Source organism: Scopulibacillus cellulosilyticus, from assembly GCF_042665295.1.
GTDB lineage: Bacteria > Bacillota > Bacilli > Bacillales > Sporolactobacillaceae > Scopulibacillus_A > Scopulibacillus_A cellulosilyticus.
The window spans coordinates 87492-106144 of the sequence record NZ_JBHTCO010000007.1; the positions used below are offsets into that span (position 1 = coordinate 87492).

Here is an 18653-nt window from a genome sequence, read left to right on the forward strand (position 1 = left end):
AAATAAATATGGTAGAAATTAAGCCGGTTTTTACACACTTAACGTGGTAAAAACCGGCTGTTTTTTTGGTCTTAGATTGCTTAATGTTGTAAATTGTTTTTGTTGGTTTATCTTAAAAAAGCCGGACGAATTAAAAAAGGCCTCCCTAATTTTAGGAAGAGCCTTCTTGTCAATCCTTACGCTTTTACAACGTTAGCAGCTTGAGGTCCGCGGTTACCTTGTTCAGTATCAAAAGTAACAACTTGACCCTCATCTAATGATTTAAATCCATCGCCTTGAATGGCAGAGAAGTGAACAAATACGTCCTCTCCGTCTTCAACCTCGATAAAACCGAACCCTTTTTCTGCATTAAACCATTTAACTGTACCTTTGTTCATGTTTTTTCCTCCAGGTGCTTAGCACACATTATATTGTACTATTCCTGCTCCCACATAATCATTCAAGAGGATAATTACTTGTAAAAGTTATTTCTTCTATGATTAATTACATCCGAACAACAATAATAATTTTAATTATATCACATTTGAAATAAAAAGATACTATATTTCAAAAATAAAATCTATATTGTAGTCGAGGGCAGGAACTCTTGGAATATCAACGACTTATAATCTTGTAAAAACCGAGCTGATGTACGGCCGCCCCATTGTTTTTTTACAAACGGCTCAGGAGATAATTTTATTGACTATTATTAATAAAAAATGATAAAATTTTTTATTTAGGTATTGTATGGTATACTTAAGATGTCTTAAATTTGGAGGTGGTCAGTTGTTTCAAGTTGGTGATTACATTGTTTATCCTATGCAGGGAGTAGGAGTTATTGAAGCAATAGAAGTAAAGCAAATTCAAGGTGAGAAACAGCAGTATTTTATAATAAATATGCTAATGAATAAAATGCATGTTATGATTCCAATTGCAAAAGTACACGAATCACGGATTCGCTTAATTACCGATATGACTACACTTGAAAACGTATTGTACATTTTTCATCATGGTCTAACCGATACAACTCTTTCAGCGAAAGAAAGATACAAGATTAATACTGCAAAACTTAGAACAGGTAATATGCAAGAAGGAGCTGAAGTTGTACGGGACTTAATGCGGATAAACAAAAATAAATCACTTAATTCAAGTGAAAAGCAGATGCTGGAGAGCGCAAGAAAGATTTTAATAAGTGAACTTGGTTTAATTAGAGGTATCACTGAAAATCAGGCAATAGATTTATTAAGTAACGAGGTGGGATAAGTATTTTATTTCAAATTTTAACTTTCACGCTCTTATGAAAAAAAATATCTTAACCACTTAAATCATAATTATTCATATCCTCTTATTTCTAACATCATTAGAAAGTACAAATTTCCCCTTTAACTGTAAAAGACGCTAATTTTTTAAGAACCTTTTTCAAAACGGCGCGGTCTTACAACTTAATTAAAGTGAGGGCTCTTAATAAAGACAATCCTTTGTTATAAAGGGTTTTTTTTTATATTTTAAATCACTAGTGTTGCATTAATTGGTTCTGATGATTTTAAATACTAACGATGTTTAATTTTTTGTTGTTTTGACAAGAAAAAAATCCTTTACAAATGGAAGTACAGGTGATTCCTGTCTAAATCCAAAAGTAAAGGATAGCAGTTGTGGACAAGAATACACTAAATTCATCATTTGGTAAATGGATTTCACCCATCAATATTCAAAAACTTGTTGAACAAGTTAAAGATTATAGCAAGATCACTCACAAAGAAACTGACGATAAAACCTTATATTAAGCTGTTACTCTTTGCTTAGCTGCACGAAATCGGATGACATTGGGGTCAGGTCCCAAAAAAACTTGTGGATTGTGTGGATAATGTGGATAAAGTAAATCATATAAAATAGATTTGAATAGTGAAAATGTTAATAATGTTTTTGCGTTTGGGTTATTTTTTCAAGAAGGTGGAGCTGAGAGAACCAACCCACCTTGGAATAGAAATTAAGCCGGTTGTTACACACTAAACGTGGTAAGAACCGGCTTTTTTGTTCCCTAATGCTGACTTTGTAAATTGCTTTAAAAAGAGACAGCAGATATAATTTTCCGGGAAATAATAACATGCTTTGACATTTTTCAAAGGAAGCAGACAAATTAAATTGCAGTTAGCTTGTCAAGTTCTGCATGAGATTGATTATGTTGATCATGTATCAACTCTGCCCTGCATTTTTGAGGATTTGGGAAGGGAAATTCGGTTCTAAAAAGATCGTTTTCGATTGCATGAAATTTCCGACCATTTAGTATCATATAATGCTATAATAATAAAAAATCTGTTGGCAGGAGGTTCCAATGTAAATTTCCCTTACTTTTTAAATTAATTTGATGCTCCTTGAAAATTAAATAAAAAGTGAGGGAATACGCATGGACCAAACGAACGTTGTTTCCTTTCGTTTTCTTTGGCTTGGCCAAATGCTGGCGAATCTTGGCGATGTTTTATACATCGTTAGCCTCATCACGCTCGTTTATAAGGTAACTGACTCTGTAACACTTGTGTCTTTAATACCGTTTGTCATTACAATGACATCTCTGATTAGCGGGCTGCTTGCTCCGCTGATGATTAATAAGTATAAATTAAAATCAATATTGTTTTATTCGCAAAGCGGAAAAACGATCATCCTTCTTATTTTATGCTTATTTACTCCTTATATAGGGTTTGATACCCTGTTTCTTATATATTTATTGATTGCTATTGTCTCGTTTCTGGACGGATGGGCGATGCCTGCACGCAATGCGTTAGTGCCGGGGCTTGTTGAGGAAAGGAAACTTGTGAAGGTCAATAGTTTCCTGGCGATATCTGATCAGGTTACACAGCTCATCGCTTGGCCGATTGGAAGTGTACTCCTTGCAGCATGGGGAGGACCTTATATCCTTTGGTTAACGTTCGGTTTATTTATTGTTTCAACTTCCTTTATGTCTCTCATTAAGGATAAAGGAATAGGCGTTGTTAAATCTGAAGACGGCAGTTCAAAATGGTCAGTGTTAAAAGAAGGCTGGCAAATGATCTGGGAATCTAAACAACTTCGGACGATTAGTACGATGAGTATTCTGGAAGCGATGGCAAACGGGGTATGGATTGCAGCTATTTTGCTTGTCTATGTTTCACAAGCGCTTCATAAAGGTGAAGCTTGGTGGGGATTTATTAACACCTCGTTCTTAGCTGGAATGATTCTTGGGGGATTGTTGGTATATCGTTATGCCAAACATTTAGAAAATAATCTAGGGAAAACAATGATGTTAGCTTCCATTTGTTTAACAGTAATCACATTGCTGTTTGGGATGAATTCCATATCATGGATTGCGTTGATGTTTTCCCTGGTATTAGGCCTTCCTCAAATGGCCCGTGATGTTGCTGAGACGACCATTGTTCAACGAAGTGCAAAAAAGGAACGGCTTGCTAAAATTTTTTCTGCCCGCGGTACCTTATTTAATGGAGCCTTTGGCATTTCTTCTGTCTTGTTAGGGTGGTTAACTGATCTTTTCGGCGTTCGAACGACTTTTCTAACAGCCGCAGCTCTATTTTTCTGTTCCTTCCTTATCGCTTTTTTTAACCGTGAATACTTGTTTAATAGCAGGATTAGTAAAAATTAAATAATCTTGAAATCACGTCTTGTTGGTTTAGATTAAAATGGGCCCATAAAAAAATCAGATTAGCCAAAAATATAAGAGCATGTTTTGGGGAAAATTGACCAAAACATGCTCTTTTTAATATGGCTTATCCCAAGTCAGCAAAAGATAAGTTTGATAAGGAAGGATGAATAGACGTTAAAGTATTAATATCTTTATATTGGAATGATGGAGTTAAGACTTTCCATAGATGTAAAAAATAAAGGTGCTTTAAATGTTATACTTTGATAATTTGATTACCCATTCTTTTTACGTTAACAAAGCTGACATGGGCGCTTTAAATGGGGATCGGTGCGAGGAAACAAGTATTGTTTACTACCAAATTGAAGAGTTTAAACAAACGTTTAATTAAATGGAAAGAATTAAAAAACATAACATTTAATAAATCTAAAATTCTATAATGAAAAAAACAGATGAATAGATAATTAAAGCTCCCTGTATGGGAGCTTTTTACTTGAAAAGTACGGCATAACGTTACGTTCTTGATTCAAAATGAATTATAAAATTCTAATTTGAATCGATATACATTTATTTAATTCAAAAATGAATCAAAACAATAAAACAAAAAGGTTTATAGCATATAAAAGACATTGGCAATAACTTTGCATAAACAAAATGTAATTACAAGTACTCGAGGTTATATATCAATCAAAAGATTCGTTACTATCCCCACTTTTTTTGGCCATGCTTCCATCGTAGCTTTTAAACGATTACACTTACCCCTAAAACTTAGATCTCACTCGCATTACATATTTTGGAATGTAAAATATAACGCCTCTCAACCACCTTTATAAACAAAAATGCCCCAGGCTTTTGAAAGAAATTGAAAAAAGGCACGCTTTATAGCGTGCCTAAATTAGTATAGTGAATGCACAATATATCTTATGAAAGCATAAAAGATGCAGTTTTGCAAAAGTAATTTTTATTTTTAGTATTCTTAATTATGGATTTAAAAACGGTGTGTTGAGTAAGAAACACAAATCCTCTTTGTGAATTATTGGTTTATTTGTCCTTTACATTGTCAGCATTGCTATTTTTCCCTTTATTAGAATTAGTATTGTAAAAAGCATCAATACCTTTAAAGAAGGAAATTTCAGTGTTAGCCATTTTGATCGTGCAAGTAGGATTAGGTAAGCACTGCTGGATTGGTTGCAGAAGTATTTTCGCTTTCGGTATATAATGTAATGGGGACAATGGTTAGTTTTTGTTGTAGTATATGAAAAGCACCTCCTTAAATTGATACATCTATTGTACCAAGGGGGATTGATCATTTATATGCGTTGTTTGAATGCAAGGTAAGGCTTACCTTTCAAAGTAATCAGGATACTGTTTAATTAAAATACTTTCTTCAGATAACATAAGCTGTAAGTGCTCTACTATTTTTTTCTTTGCTTTTTGCTTATCTTTTTCAAGTATAGCAGTGTAAATATATTTATGCTGGTCAATTAAAATATCCCAATCGAAACTTGAGGTAGACATCGTTCTTAGTAATCTAAAACGATTTAAATGTCCAGTAATACTTTGCATCATTTGCCATGTGCGATGATTTCCAGTCAATTTAAAAAACTCTTTATGGAAGTTTTCATCTAAATTAAAAAAGTTTTCCTTTTGTTCTAAACCAACTTTTTCACTGGCTAACAGCTCCTGTATCTTTATGTTCATCTCTAAATTTAACAAAGATTCTTTTGAAGCTTTTTCACAGCACAATAAAATTACTGCTGTTTCAAGGTTCTCACGGACAAATCTAGCCTCTTTAGCGTAGTCCAAGTTAATAAGAGAAACAAATGTACCACTTTGAGGAATAATTTTAAGCAATTCCTCTTGAGCTAATTTTATGAACGCTTCTCTTATTGGTGTTCGGCTAACCTGCAATTGATCTGCAATCGACTTTTCAGATATTTTAGTTCCTGGGATTAATTTTAAATTTAAAATTTGCTCCTTGATTTCATTGTAGGCAAATTCTTTTACATTCACTACTCCATTTACAACCATACAAATTTCCCCTTTACTTATACTTTTATTACTATTAGAAATATGTTTTTTTATATTAATTATATCTGGAATTAAGGTTGATTACTAATTTGCTTAATTCATAGTTTCTCTTTTAGAATTTCTGGAAAGATATAGTTAATAGCATTAATAATATAATCGCGATCGCTAACTGCCATATTTGGGTTAACTGCATCTTCATTAAAAAGGTATCAGTGGTTCCTACATAAGTTTTTCCATCCTTTCGAATGGCAATCGTCCATCAGGAGTATTAAAATAGATGGCTTGTTTTAATGGGGAACCGGGATTGCTCAAAAATAAGATGGACACCTTTCTGAAAGCCGAAGTACCTTACCGTTTTTTGATTGGTCCATTTCCCGGATTGAATCAACCCAGGACAGCTGCATTCACGACTTTTTTGCAAGAACCTTAAATGTTTCACCTGTTAACGGGTCATTAACTACGGCGCCTACTATTATTTACAAAAACAAATTTTCAGTAATTTAATCATTTCGTTATTACCTTCAAAATACTCCCAAAGTTCTTTTTTTGTAGTCGTTATAGCTGTGGCTCCTGAACCTATAGCAGCTAGGACGTCTATAATCCTTATCACAGAAAAACTGTAGCGTAGGAACATATGTAATAGTTGTTTATGCCGTTTTTTTTAATTTAATGTTAATAATTGTATGGATAATATATACATTTATAGATTAGAAAAGATGCTTTTTATACTATTGAAATTTTTTAAACTATTGATATTTATAAGTGATTTTATTAAAATACATTATGTAACTACCATACTAGTATGATTAACATATTAAAAAATGTATATATTTCCAATGAAAATATGAAAGGGGTTTCTTGAATGATTAAGGTAGCAATCGTTGGATCAGGTTCAATCTCAAATGAACATATCAAGGGATATCAACAATTTCCGGAAAGATGTGAGATTGTAGCATTATGTGACATTTATCCGGAGAAAGCTGAGAAACTTGCAGAAAAGTATAATTTAAAAGCGGATATTTATATCGATTATAAAGAAATGTTAAATCGCTCCGATATTGACTTAATCTCTGTTTGTACCCCCCCGTATACACATGAGGAAATTTCAGTAGCATTTCTAAATGCTGGTAAGCATGTGCTTGTAGAAAAACCGATGGCTTCCTCATTAGAAGAATGCGATGCTATGAACAGTGCTCAGATAAAAAGCGGCAAAATTTTATCAGTTGTTTCCCAGAACCGCTTTACAAACCCAATGATGAAGGTGAAAGCGATTCTCGATACGAAATTAATGGGACCAATTGTTCATACTCAGGTAGATTCTTTTTGGTGGAGAGGGCATTGTTATTATGATCTCTGGTGGAGAGGAACATGGGAAAAGGAAGGTGGAGGCTGTACATTAAATCACGCTGTCCATCATATTGACATTTTCCATTGGATGAATGGCATGCCTGCTGAGATAACCGCAATATCTACCAATACTTCTCATGATAATGCAGAGGTTGAGGACCTGTCCATAGCAATCGGCCGTTATTCGAATGGAAGCTTGGCTCAGATTACAAGCTCTGTCGTCCATCACGGAGAAGAACAGCAATTGATTTTCCAGGGTAAAAATGCACGAGTATCTGTTCCATGGAAGGTGGAAGCATCAAAATCAAAAGGTAATGGTTTTCCGGAACCGGATGAGGAATTGGAGCAAGAATTGCAAACGCTTTATGAACAGCAACCAAATCTTAGTTATGAAGGACATACCGGACAAATTGATAATGTTTTATCTGCCATTGAGGGCAAAGGAACCGTTCTTGTTGACGGAATACAAGGAAAAGAGACTTTGGAGCTAATTACTGCCATTTATCAATCGGCAAATACAGGTCAAACTGTAAAACTTCCGTTAATTAAAGAAAGCCCATTTTATACCCGCGATGGCATTCTAAAAAATGCACGCCACTTTTATGAAAAAAATACTCATATTGAAAACTTTAGCGAAAATGAAATTACCGTTGGCGGAAAATATGAATAACAATAAAATATTGGAAAGGATTGGAAAAATGGATAAAAGCAATGGTATGAATTACGCCCCAAAAGCTTCAGTTAAGCATGTTGTCGTTGAACCAGGAGAGTTTCAATTTGCAGCAATTGGATTGGATCATGGTCATATTTATGCAATGTCTAACGGCTTAATCGAAGCAGGAGGCCAACTGGTTTCTGTTTATGATCCAGATCCCAAAAAAGTAAAGGCATTTATTGAGAAATATCCTGAAGTCAAAGCTGCTTCTTCAGAAAAAGAAATTCTTAACAATCCCGATATTAAGCTGGTTGCCAGTGCCTGCATTCCGTGTAATCGGGGCCCACTTGGTCTTAAAGTACTTAATTATGGAAAGCATTATTTTTCAGATAAACCAGGTTTTACAACAAAGGAACAAATTGAAAAGGCAAGACAAAAGGTTGCAGAAACGGGATTAAAATGGGGAATTTCATACAGTGAACGTATCCATGTAGAAGGTGCGGTATTTGCCGGCCAATTAATTGAAGAAGGAGCAATTGGACGGATAGTACAAGTTATCGGAACAGGCCCACATCGTATTTCTGCCAATAGCAGACCAGATTGGTTCTTTGACCCCAAATGTTATGGGGGAATTCTGTGCGATATCGGAAGCCATCAAATCGAACAGTTTTTACATTTTGCAGGAGCAAAAGACGCAAAGGTGGTGCATAGTAAAATCGCCAATTACAATTTCAAACAATATCCGAAATTTCAGGATTTTGGTGATGCTACCCTTGTGGCTGATAACGGCGCTACATTCTACTTCCGTGTCGATTGGTTTACGCCGGATGGTCTCGGTACATGGGGGGATGGTCGTGTAATTATTTTGGGAACAGAAGGTTATATTGAAGTAAGAAAGTATATTGACATTGCCCGGGATGCAAGTGGTGATCATGTTTACTTAGTAAATCATGAAGGTGAAAAACATTTTGATGTAGCAGGTAAAGTTGGTTTTCCGTTTTTTGGTGAATTTATTTTAGATTGCTTACATGGTACAGAAAATGCAATGACACAAGAACACACTTTTAAAGCAGCTGAATTATGTATCGATGCCCAAGAAAAGGCAGTAGTGATTGAGGGATCAGAGCTGCAAATCAGTTAATAAAAAAAGCAAATATATGTGTTTAAGGAATTGAAAAATGTTTTTAATCTATTGATTTTCAACAGTGATTATACGCTTATAGCCTTAAATTACCATACTAGTATGATTACCATATTAAAAAACAGGTATATTTGCTCTTGAAAAGAGATGGTTCAAATTTTACCTACGAAATCACGAATAAAAGGGTCTACAAGAGATTTTGTTTACCAGGAAATAAAAAATCAAATCATTAATTTAGAATTAACACCTGGTGAAAAGATCTTGGAAAAGGAAATTGCTGAAAAATTAGAAGTGAGTAGAACCCCTGTAAGAGAAGCCTTTCTCAAATTAGCCGAGGAAGAACTTATAGGAATCTACCCACAAAGTGGAACCGTTGTATCAAAAATTGATTTAGACCTTGTTGAAGAGGCAAGATTCGTAAGAGAAAACATAGAAAAAGCAGTAGTCAAAATTGCTTGTGTACAATTGAATGAAAGCGATTTATTTTTGTTCAAGAAAAATTTAGCTTTACAGGAACTGTGCCTTAGTAAAGACACATATCAACAACTATTTAAATTAGATAAAGAGTTTCATAAAATTTTATTCGAATCGGTTGGAAAAAGCGGGATATGGAAAATAGTTAATAAAATGAATAGTCATTTTGATAGATTACGATTACTTAGACTTACAGTAAATACCGATTGGGAACTCCTCGTTTCTCAACATAAAGAAATATTTCAGGCAATTGTAGAAAAAAATGAGAAATTGGCGGGAGATCTTATGGAAAAACACCTTAAACTAGTTAATTTTGAGAAAGAAGAAATAAAAGCCACGTACCCAGAATACTTTAACCAAAATTGACAGGAGGTATACAGCATGCAAATGACATTTCGCTGGTATGGAAAAGGCAATGATTCTATTACGTTAAAACAGATTCGTCAGATCCCGGGCGTTAAAGGGGTTGTCTGGGCCTTGCACGATGTGCCTGTCGGTGAAGTTTGGACGGTTGAACGGATTGCAGAAGTCGTAAATCAGGCTAAAATGTACGGTCTGAATACAGATGTTGTTGAGAGCGTTAACATCCACGAAGACATCAAACTTGGGCTGCCAACAAGAGACAAATATATTGAGGCATATAAAGAAACTTTGGAGAATTTAAGTAAATTTGGTATCAAGGTTGTATGTTATAACTTTATGCCAATATTTGACTGGTTCCGGACCGACTTATTTAAAGAATCAGAGGACGGTAGCACCGCTTTATTTTTCGATGCTAAAAAAGTTCTTTCTCTCACACCGGAACAAGTGGTTAAGAACATGGAAGAAAACTGCAATAATTTTACACTCCCAGGCTGGGAACTTGAAAGATTAAAAGATTTGGAGCACTTATTCTCTAAGTATAAAAATGTGACTGAAGCAGAACTTTTTGAGAACCTGACCTATTTCCTAAAAGAAATTTGCCCGGTTGCAGAACAATGTGGCATTAAAATGGCGATTCACCCAGATGATCCGCCGTTCTCGATCTTCGGATTACCACGGATTGTTAAAAACAAAGAAGACATCGCACGGCTTTTAAGTGCTGTCGACAATCCTGCCAATGGACTGACATTTTGTTCAGGTTCATTAGGGGGAAATCCAAACAACGATTTAGTAGATATCGTTAAAACCTTTACAGAACGCATTCCTTTCGCTCATATCCGCAATGTTAAGCATTTTGAAGATGGCAGCTTTATTGAATCATCCCACCGTGTAGAAGATGGTTCATTACCGATTACGGAGATCGTTAATGCCCTTTATGAAAACGGCTTCGATGGCTATATTCGCCCCGACCATGGCCGACATATTTGGGACGAAGTTTGCCGCCCTGGCTACGGATTATATGACCGTGCATTAGGTGCAATGTATTTATTAGGTGCTTGGGATGTAAATGTGTTGTTGAAAAATAGGAAAACAGCTTGTCTGATATAACTTGATAATAACTGCTTTGAAAACAAATGTGGTTCAAGGCTAATCTTATATCTGAAAAGGAATGTTTTTGTTCCTTTTCTTTTAAAAAGCCGTTGAAAACGTTTACCCTATTTCTTTATTTTTTATCATTTATATAATATTTAATAGAGGGAGCAAAAGTAATGGAATCTGCAAAAAGAAAGTTAACATGGAAAAACTTTATTGGTTACGGTGCAACGGATTTATTTGGTGGTGGTTTCCTTGCGGTAATGAGCGCCTGGATGTTATATTTTTACACCACCTTCTGTGGGCTTAGCCCAATTGCGGCAGGATCTATTATTGGTATCGCCCGTATTGTAGATGCAATAGCCAGTCCGACTATGGGTTATATTACAGATAGTTTCGGTAGGACGAGACTTGGTAAGAAGTTTGGAAAGCGGAGATTTTTCTTATTGCTGGGAATGCCCTTAATGGCTCTTTATGCCCTGATGTGGATTTCTGGAATGAATTACTGGTATTATTTAATTACTTATCTTCTTATGGAATTTATTGCAGCAATGATATTAATTCCATATGAAACCCTAGCGAGTGAGATGACAAACAATTTTAATGAACGAACAAAGTTATCTTCTGTCAGACTGGTCTATTCAGGACTAGCGTCAACTTTGGCAACATATATACCTAGCTTATTATTTGGACATTTCGGAAAGAATTCACCATCAGTTTTCTTTTTTAACGGATTAATTTTCGCAATTATTTTCTTCGTTGCATTATTTGTTACACATAGAACAACGTGGGATCGTGAGGAAACAATAACTGATCAAGAGAAAGTTCCTTTTATACAGTCTCTCATAAAACCGTTTTTTAGCTTAGCATCAACGTTTAGAATTAAAAGTTTTCGCCAGCATTTGTTGATTTATATTTGTTCCTTTACCGCGATGGATGTATTAAGTGCTGTATTTGTTTATTTTATTGTATTTGCTCTCCATAAAGATGCCATTCTTGCAGCTAATTTATTGACGATTTGTGCCTTTCTTCAGATGGTATGTACACCACTATATGGTTGGCTAGTCCTTAAAATAGGTCCTTCAAATTCAATGAAAGTAGCTTATACGTTAGTTATTGCTGGTGTAGCTGGAATTATATCATTATATTTAATACAGCCATCTTTTATGGTAACAGCTCTATATGTAATGGCTTTTCTGATCGGGTTAGGCAGAAGCGGCTTATATTATATACCATGGAATATCTATCCGTTTATTCCTGATGTGGACGAGATAGTAACCCGCCAAAGAAGAGAAGGAGTTTTTGCTGGGATCATGACCTTTGTTCGTAAAAGTACAACAGCGCTGGCAACATTCATCGTAGGTGCTGTTTTATCATCTGGCGGATTTGTTGACAAGGCAACAACGCAATCTCCTGAAGCAATCCATACCATTATAGGAGTTCTAATTGTTGGAAATATCGGTCTTCTTGTCATTAGTTTTATTGTTGCCATTACATTTAAACTTTCTAAGAAAAACCATACAATTTTACTTGCCGAAGTTAACAGATTAAAAAATAATGGTCCAATGAAATCAGTGGATGCGGAAACACGTAATGTAGTTGAAGCGCTAACAGGCTGGAAATATGAAAAACTTTGGGGAAACAACAATGTGGCATATTGGTCCAATACTACTCATACTCAGGATTTTAAAAAGTCTAATATTAATTAATAGTGATAATATTTCTTTCACAACAAAGAACAAAATGGAATCTAAAATATGGTTCCTAATCACTATAGATATTAAAGAAAGCGTATCCATTTCAAGTAATGGGGCGCTTTTTTAAAGGGTCTCAGCTCGTGCTAATGGAAAAGCCAAGGGTTCTTAATGGACTTTCAAGATAACCAAGGAAAATAAATTACTATATGAAAGCGTTGTAAATTTATGCTATCAACATTATAATGAGTTTAAAACTACCATATTAGTATAGTATTATATTAATAAACAAAAATAGAAATGCTGTCCGTGGAATTCCGAGGTACAAAGATATCTTAATTAACAGGTGGGATTAAACAATGAAAGCATTTATGGGCAAAGATTTTTTACTTCAGACCGAAACAGCAAAAAAATTGTATCATGACTATGCAGTGGAAATGCCAATTTATGATTATCATTGCCATTTAAACCCAAAGGAAATTTATGAAAATAGGAAATATAAAAATATGACTGAATTGTGGCTTGGAGAAGATCATTACAAATGGCGGGCAATGCGTGCAAATGGCATAGATGAATATTATATTACCGGTGAAGCCGATGACTTTGAGAAGTTTAAAAAATGGGCGGAAACTGTTGAAAAATTGATTGGTAACCCCCTTTATCATTGGACACATCTGGAATTACGACGATACTTTGGTGTGGAAACAGTTTTGAAAAAATCGAATGCAAAAATAATTTGGGATCGATGCAATGAAAAATTACAGAGCCCAGAATTTTATGCAAGAAAGCTAATTTCGCGCTCAAATGTAGCGCTTATTGGTACAACGGACGACCCGATTGACGATTTGCGTTATCATAAACTGCTTCAAGAGGATAAAAGTTTTGCTACAACTGTCTTGCCATCGTTTCGTCCGGACGTTGTTATGGCTATTCATAATACGTTGGAATGGGTAGATTATGTTAAAAAGCTGGGATCTGTCACCGGAATTGAGATTACAAACTTTACAAACCTTATGGCTGCATTAGAAAGAAGAATGGATTATTTTCATGAGATTGGCTGTAAATTATCCGATCATAGCATTGAAAGAGTATCTTTTGAACCAGCCACATTAGAAGAATTAGACGTTATTGTCAAAAAGGCTTTACAAAATTATGCAATTTCTGTAAAGGAAAAAGATCAATTTTTAACACAATTGCTTGTAGCCCTTGGCAGGGCTTATCACAAAAGAGACTGGGTAATGCAGTACCATATTGGTGCATTAAGAAGTGCCAATTCCCGTTTGTTCCATAAGATTGGAATTAATATAGGGTGCGACTCTATAAAGGATGAGCCAATTGCCATTCCTCTAGTAAAATTGCTTGATGAGCTAGATCAAAATGGGGAGCTTCCCAAAACGATTTTATATGGACTGAATCCCAATTATAATGAAACACTGGCAACAATCGCGGGCGACTTCCAAGAAGGAGGTACTCCTTCAAAAGTGCAGTTTGGGTCGGCATGGTGGTTCAATGACCATATCGACGGCATGGTTGATCAAATGAAAGCGCTTGGCAATTTAGGATTATTATCGAGATTTGTAGGAATGTTAACTGATTCCCGCAGCTTTTTATCATACAGCCGTCATGAGTATTTTCGCAGGATTTTGTGTAATATAATTGGGAATTGGGTTGAAAATGGGGAATACCCATATGACCTTGAATGGTTAGGACATATTGTACAAGATATCTCATATAACAATGCTTTACATTATTTTGATTTTCAATTTAAAGAAAATCATTCGTTACATGAACAAAGGGGGGGTAAATGCTGTTAAAACTAGGCATAGATGAACTTATAACAAAAAAGGAGCAATTTGCTGAAACCGGAATTAAAACACCGGAATATGATTTTGAAAAGGTCTGGGAAGTTACGGAAAAAGAACCGACCTGGTTACATTTCGGCGGAGGAAATTTATTTAGAGCGTTCCATTCGGTTTTACAACAGCATTTAATCGAGAAGAAAGAAATAGATAAGGGGATCATAGTGGTTTCCTCCGGCAATTCAGGCACGATTGAAAAAATTTATCATCCTTATCATAACTTAAGTCTAAACGTCGTAATGAAAGCGGATGGAACATTGGATATGGAGGTCATCGCAAGCGTAGCTGAAAGTATTTCTACGTATAACAGTCCCGAGTCCTGGGATCGTTTAAAAGAAATTTTCCGAAGCCCATCACTGCAATTAGTTACTTTTTCAATCACGGAAAAAGGCTATGATTTACGTGATTTGAATGGTGAAATCCGAGAGTCCGTCCGCAATGACATTTTTAAAGGACTCATGCAGTCTAACCATGCGATGATAATGGTTGCTGCACTTTTATATGAAAGATACCAGTCAGGAAAAGTACCTCTGGCTCTAGTAAGTACGGATAATTTCTCTCATAATGGCGACAAGCTGAAAGAAGCAGTATTGACGGTAGCTTCGATGTGGAAGGAAATTGGTGTTGTCGATAACGGCTTTATCGATTATATCAATGATGAAACGAAAATTACGTTCCCATGGAGCATGATTGATAAAATTACGCCGCAATCTTCGGAAATTGTCTCGGAAAAACTAACAGAACTAGGTTTTGGCAGTGCTGAAATCATTTATACACGCCCAAACGGCCCGGCAATTGCTCCATTTGTAAATACGGAAGAATCCGAATACCTTGTGATCGAGGACCGTTTTCCAAATGGAAGACCGTCATTAGAAAAGGTTGGCGTGTACTTTACCAAAAGAGAAGTTGTTGACCAAGTCGAGAGAATGAAAGTATGTACATGTTTAAATCCACTTCATACTGCATTAGCGATCTTTGGCTGCCTGCTTGATTATACCTCGATTGCCGATGAAATGAGAGATAAAGATTTAAAAGCGCTAGTGGAAAAGCTCGGCTATGATGAAGGTATGAAAACTGTGACTGATCCGGGCATCATTGACCCAATACAATTTATTAAAGAAGTCATTGAGGTCCGTTTTCCGAATCCAAATATTCCGGATACACCACAGAGGATCGCGACAGATACCTCACAGAAATTGGGAATACGCTTTGGGGAAACAATCAAACGGTATGTCGAAAGAGAAGATCTTAACGCAACAGATTTAACTTTTATACCGTTAACGATTGCTGCTTGGTGCCGATACCTGATGGGCATTAATGATGCAGGTGAGGAAATGAACATAAGTCCGGATCCACTTTTGAATGAGGTTCAACAATACATTAATAAAATCGAATTTGGTAACACCGATTCAATTGGTACAAACCTGCAGCCAATTTTATCAAATCAAAAAATTTTTGGCACTAACTTATATGAAATCGGTTTAGGAACAAAAATTGAAGAATTCTTTAAACAGCTTATTAAAGAACCAGGCGCTGTAAGAAAAACCTTGCACCACCAAATAGTTTCATAATTTTAAAAATGACTTAAAGGCGTTTAAAAGAGTATTCTTTGTTTTAAGTTATACTGGAGTATATTTTTTAAAAGAACTTGCTTTTCGAAGGAGAAAATAAAATGAAAGTAAGTAATAAAATTTTGACCATCAAAAATTACGAACAGTATTTAGACCTTGATACAAATGCGGCAAAATATAGAATCATCCTCTTAAATGATGAAATTGTAAGAGTTCGCTGTACTTTTGATAAAGAATTTCAGGAGGAAGCTTCCTATTCTTTAGTTTTTACTGCATGGGAAGACAAAATGGATGATTTGTTAAAAGAGGAAAGAAAGAGAGTAGCTCCAGTCAGTACTAAATATGAAGACTTGGATACCCATATCCTGTTAACAACAAAAAAATTGAATATTATTATTAATAAAGAACCTTTTGTTATTAAAATCACAGATAAGGAAGGTAATCTATTACATTCAGATCTAAAAGAAAGATCTTACGTAAAAGACAACTTGGGAAGACTTTACCATTATTCCTGCATGGATGACGAAGATTATTTCTACGGATTTGGTGAAAAAACAGGCTATTTGAATAAGAAAAATAGAAGAATGAGAATGCATAATGTAGATACAATCGGATATGATTCAGAATACACAGATCCACTCTACAAACATATTCCTTTTTACATCAAATTCAACAATAGGAATAACATTGCCAGCGGAGTATTCTATCACAATTCTTATGACTCTGTTTTTGATATGGGGTGCGAAAGAAGCGGTTATTGGAATAAATATAGTTATTTTTGCGCGGATGGCGGAGAGCTGGATGTGTTCTTTATCTATGGACCAAAAATAAAAGATGTCGTTAGAAACTATACGGATTTAACAGGAAAAACAGCGCTGCCTACAAAATATTCCTTGGGATATATGGGATCAACTATGTATTATACAGAATTAGACAAGGACTCGGATCAGGCTATCCTGCAATTTTTAGATAAATGCCAAGAAGAAGATATTCCTTGTGACGGTTTCTTTTTATCTTCTGGGTATACGACAGGAGAAGATGAGAAGAGATATGTATTTAACTGGAATCATCACAGATTTAAAGAGCCTGGAAACTTTGTGAAAGAGATGAAAAAGAAGGGGGCTTCTCTCGCACCTAATATAAAACCGGGTATGTTAATTTCCCACCCTTTATACAAGGAGTTTGATGAAGCAGGAGCTTATATTAAAGATGAACATGAAGAAAAATCCCAAATTGATCGATATTGGGGAGGACTGGCTTCATTTGTGGATTTTACAAATCCAAAGGGTCGAAAACTATGGAAAAAGCATTTAAAAGAATCATTAGTTTCACTTGGAATTACATCTATATGGAATGACAACAATGAATATGAAATAAATAATTCAGAAGCTATTTGTTATTTTGAGGGTTTGAAGAAAAAAGTCAGTGCTCTAAGGCCGATCATGCCAAATTTAATGGCGTTTATGGCCAAGGAAGCAATAGGAGAAGTTCATCCAAATGCAAGACCTTATATAACAAATAGAGCCGGGTTTGCAGGAATTCAACGTTACGCGCAAACTTGGGCAGGAGATAATAATACAAGTTGGAAGAGTTTAAAGTTCAATATTCCTGTAATCCTTGGAATGGGGCTTTCTGGAGTTGCCAATCAAGGGTGTGATATAGGAGGTTTTTATGGACCGGCCCCAGAACCTGAATTATTTGTAAGGTGGGTTCAAAATGGAATTTTTCAACCCAGGTTCTCCATACATTCTTGTAACAATGATAATACAGTGACAGAGCCATGGATGTATCCTTCTTACACAAATTATATAAGAGATGCCTTAAAGCTGAGATATCAATTAGTGCCATATTTGTACTCCATGCTGTTTGAAGCTTCTATACTAGGATCACCAGTGATGCGACCATTAATATATGAATTTCAACATGATAAAAAAGTCCTTGAAGAAAGCTTCGATTTTATGTTTGGAAGCTTTATACTAGTTGCAAACGTTCTTGAAAGAGATCAAAAGACAAGAAGGGTTTATCTGCCAGAAGGGATTACCTGGTTTGATTGGAATACGAAACAGGTATATGAAGGCGGACAGACAATTGAATTAGAGGTTTCCTTAGATTCAATCCCTATGTTCTTTAGAAGTGGCTCGATTATTCCAATTAGTGAAGATCTAATGAATATTCATAAAGATAAAATTGAAAAGATGAAGTTTTTAATAGAGCCATCACAGAATTCCAGCTTTGTCCTATATGAAGATGATGGTCTTACAAATAACTATAAAAATGGTGAATTTTTAAAAACAGAAATATCTGTTAAAAGGGATAACGGGGTTAAAATTACATTTGAAAAAGAAGGCAATTATAATAATCAAGTGAAAGAAGTAATGATAGATTTAATCTGCAAGGATATCGCACCGGTTCAGATAAGTTTAAGGGATAAAAAGCTTCCTATGTTTCTTGATAAAAATAAATGGGAAATAAGCGAAGAAGGCTGGTATTTCAACATAGAACAAAAAACAGCTAAAATAAAGTATTTAAATATAACTGAAAACTATGATATTCGAATTAACTTTGATGTAAAGGATTTAATTTCTATATAGTTTTCCAAGAATGGGGTTTTTTAACGTTATCAGTCGCGTAATCGCAGCTTGTTGGAGTATTCAAGACAGGTAAATGATGTAGTCTGACATTTAAAAGCTATACCCGGTGAGATTTCGGTTAGCGCGAAAAGGCAGTAATGTTACAATCGCTTTTAATTAATGGTAAACTGATATAAAACAATTAAGTTAATATCTTGTCAGAAGAAATTAGAGAGATCACAGCAAAAC

13 protein-coding genes and 1 pseudogene are annotated in these 18653 nt (G+C 35.1%); 11 read left to right on the forward strand and 3 right to left on the reverse strand.

What is annotated here, in order from left to right; genetic code table 11:
- Positions 1-176 precede the first annotated feature (176 nt).
- Positions 177-377 (reverse strand): cold-shock protein, encoded by a 201-nt coding sequence (locus ACFQRG_RS08565; protein ID WP_380965472.1) that lies wholly within the window; start codon positions 375-377, stop codon positions 177-179.
- Between the two features lie 349 nt (positions 378-726).
- Between ACFQRG_RS08565 and ACFQRG_RS08570 the strand changes: the two genes are divergently transcribed.
- The 3 genes from ACFQRG_RS08570 (at position 727) to ACFQRG_RS08580 (ending at position 3998) form a co-directional block, all read left to right on the forward strand.
- Positions 727-1242, forward strand: a complete 516-nt coding sequence (locus ACFQRG_RS08570) for a CarD family transcriptional regulator (RefSeq protein WP_380965473.1) — start codon at positions 727-729, stop codon at positions 1240-1242.
- 1141 nt (positions 1243-2383) lie between these two features.
- Positions 2384-3610, forward strand: a complete 1227-nt coding sequence (locus tag ACFQRG_RS08575; protein ID WP_380965474.1) for an MFS transporter — start codon at positions 2384-2386, stop codon at positions 3608-3610.
- 250 nt (positions 3611-3860) lie between these two features.
- Positions 3861-3998, forward strand: coding sequence for a hypothetical protein (locus ACFQRG_RS08580; RefSeq protein WP_380965475.1), 138 nt, complete (start codon positions 3861-3863; stop codon positions 3996-3998).
- A 950-nt stretch (positions 3999-4948) separates the two neighbouring features.
- Here the strand turns inward: ACFQRG_RS08580 and ACFQRG_RS08585 are convergent.
- Positions 4949-5638 (reverse strand): GntR family transcriptional regulator, encoded by a 690-nt coding sequence (locus ACFQRG_RS08585; RefSeq protein ID WP_380965476.1) that lies wholly within the window; start codon positions 5636-5638, stop codon positions 4949-4951.
- 116 nt (positions 5639-5754) lie between these two features.
- Positions 5755-6111, reverse strand: a pseudogene (locus tag ACFQRG_RS08590) (FAD-dependent oxidoreductase); the annotation flags it as partial.
- 389 nt (positions 6112-6500) lie between these two features.
- Between ACFQRG_RS08590 and ACFQRG_RS08595 the strand changes: the two are divergent.
- From ACFQRG_RS08595 to ACFQRG_RS08630, 8 genes are all read left to right on the forward strand, one after another.
- Positions 6501-7655 (forward strand): Gfo/Idh/MocA family protein, encoded by a 1155-nt coding sequence (locus ACFQRG_RS08595; RefSeq protein WP_380965477.1) that lies wholly within the window; start codon positions 6501-6503, stop codon positions 7653-7655.
- Positions 7656-7683: 28 nt separating this feature from the next.
- Positions 7684-8781, forward strand: coding sequence for a Gfo/Idh/MocA family protein (locus ACFQRG_RS08600; RefSeq protein ID WP_380965519.1), 1098 nt, complete (start codon positions 7684-7686; stop codon positions 8779-8781).
- Between the two features lie 147 nt (positions 8782-8928).
- The gene (locus ACFQRG_RS08605; RefSeq protein WP_380965479.1) at positions 8929-9621 is read left to right on the forward strand and encodes a GntR family transcriptional regulator; all 693 of its coding nucleotides are present in this window, start codon (positions 8929-8931) and stop codon (positions 9619-9621) included.
- A gap of 15 nt (positions 9622-9636) precedes the next feature.
- The gene (gene uxuA, locus ACFQRG_RS08610; RefSeq protein ID WP_380965480.1) at positions 9637-10725 is read left to right on the forward strand and encodes a mannonate dehydratase; all 1089 of its coding nucleotides are present in this window, start codon (positions 9637-9639) and stop codon (positions 10723-10725) included.
- Between the two features lie 161 nt (positions 10726-10886).
- The gene (locus tag ACFQRG_RS08615) at positions 10887-12419 is read left to right on the forward strand and encodes an MFS transporter (protein ID WP_380965481.1); all 1533 of its coding nucleotides are present in this window, start codon (positions 10887-10889) and stop codon (positions 12417-12419) included.
- 344 nt (positions 12420-12763) lie between these two features.
- Positions 12764-14218: a glucuronate isomerase gene (uxaC, locus tag ACFQRG_RS08620; protein WP_380965482.1), complete on the forward strand. Its 1455-nt coding sequence runs from the start codon at positions 12764-12766 to the stop codon at positions 14216-14218.
- The gene (locus ACFQRG_RS08625; protein WP_380965484.1) at positions 14209-15834 is read left to right on the forward strand and encodes a mannitol dehydrogenase family protein; all 1626 of its coding nucleotides are present in this window, start codon (positions 14209-14211) and stop codon (positions 15832-15834) included. Before uxaC ends, ACFQRG_RS08625 begins: the two co-directional genes overlap by 10 nt.
- 101 nt (positions 15835-15935) lie before the next feature.
- Entirely contained in the window at positions 15936-18425 is a 2490-nt protein-coding gene (locus ACFQRG_RS08630) for a glycoside hydrolase family 31 protein (RefSeq protein WP_380965486.1), read from the forward strand.
- Positions 18426-18653: the final 228 nt, after the last annotated feature.

Bases quoted from the DNA above. Each gene is read 5' to 3' on its own strand.
- ACFQRG_RS08615 (WP_380965481.1), top strand. From the start codon at position 10,887: ATGGAATCTGCAAAAAGAAAGTTAACATGGAAAAACTTTATTGGTTAC.
- ACFQRG_RS08605 (WP_380965479.1), top strand. From the start codon at position 8,929: ATGGTTCAAATTTTACCTACGAAATCACGAATAAAAGGGTCTACAAGA.
- ACFQRG_RS08595 (WP_380965477.1), top strand. From the start codon at position 6,501: ATGATTAAGGTAGCAATCGTTGGATCAGGTTCAATCTCAAATGAACAT.
- uxuA (WP_380965480.1), top strand. From the start codon at position 9,637: ATGCAAATGACATTTCGCTGGTATGGAAAAGGCAATGATTCTATTACG.
- ACFQRG_RS08575 (WP_380965474.1), top strand. From the start codon at position 2,384: ATGGACCAAACGAACGTTGTTTCCTTTCGTTTTCTTTGGCTTGGCCAA.
- ACFQRG_RS08585 (WP_380965476.1), bottom strand. From the start codon at position 5,638: ATGGTTGTAAATGGAGTAGTGAATGTAAAAGAATTTGCCTACAATGAA.
- ACFQRG_RS08625 (WP_380965484.1), top strand. From the start codon at position 14,209: ATGCTGTTAAAACTAGGCATAGATGAACTTATAACAAAAAAGGAGCAA.
- ACFQRG_RS08570 (WP_380965473.1), top strand. From the start codon at position 727: ATGGTATACTTAAGATGTCTTAAATTTGGAGGTGGTCAGTTGTTTCAA.
- ACFQRG_RS08580 (WP_380965475.1), top strand. From the start codon at position 3,861: ATGTTATACTTTGATAATTTGATTACCCATTCTTTTTACGTTAACAAA.
- ACFQRG_RS08630 (WP_380965486.1), top strand. From the start codon at position 15,936: ATGAAAGTAAGTAATAAAATTTTGACCATCAAAAATTACGAACAGTAT.
- uxaC (WP_380965482.1), top strand. From the start codon at position 12,764: ATGAAAGCATTTATGGGCAAAGATTTTTTACTTCAGACCGAAACAGCA.
- ACFQRG_RS08600 (WP_380965519.1), top strand. From the start codon at position 7,684: ATGGATAAAAGCAATGGTATGAATTACGCCCCAAAAGCTTCAGTTAAG.
- ACFQRG_RS08565 (WP_380965472.1), bottom strand. From the start codon at position 377: ATGAACAAAGGTACAGTTAAATGGTTTAATGCAGAAAAAGGGTTCGGT.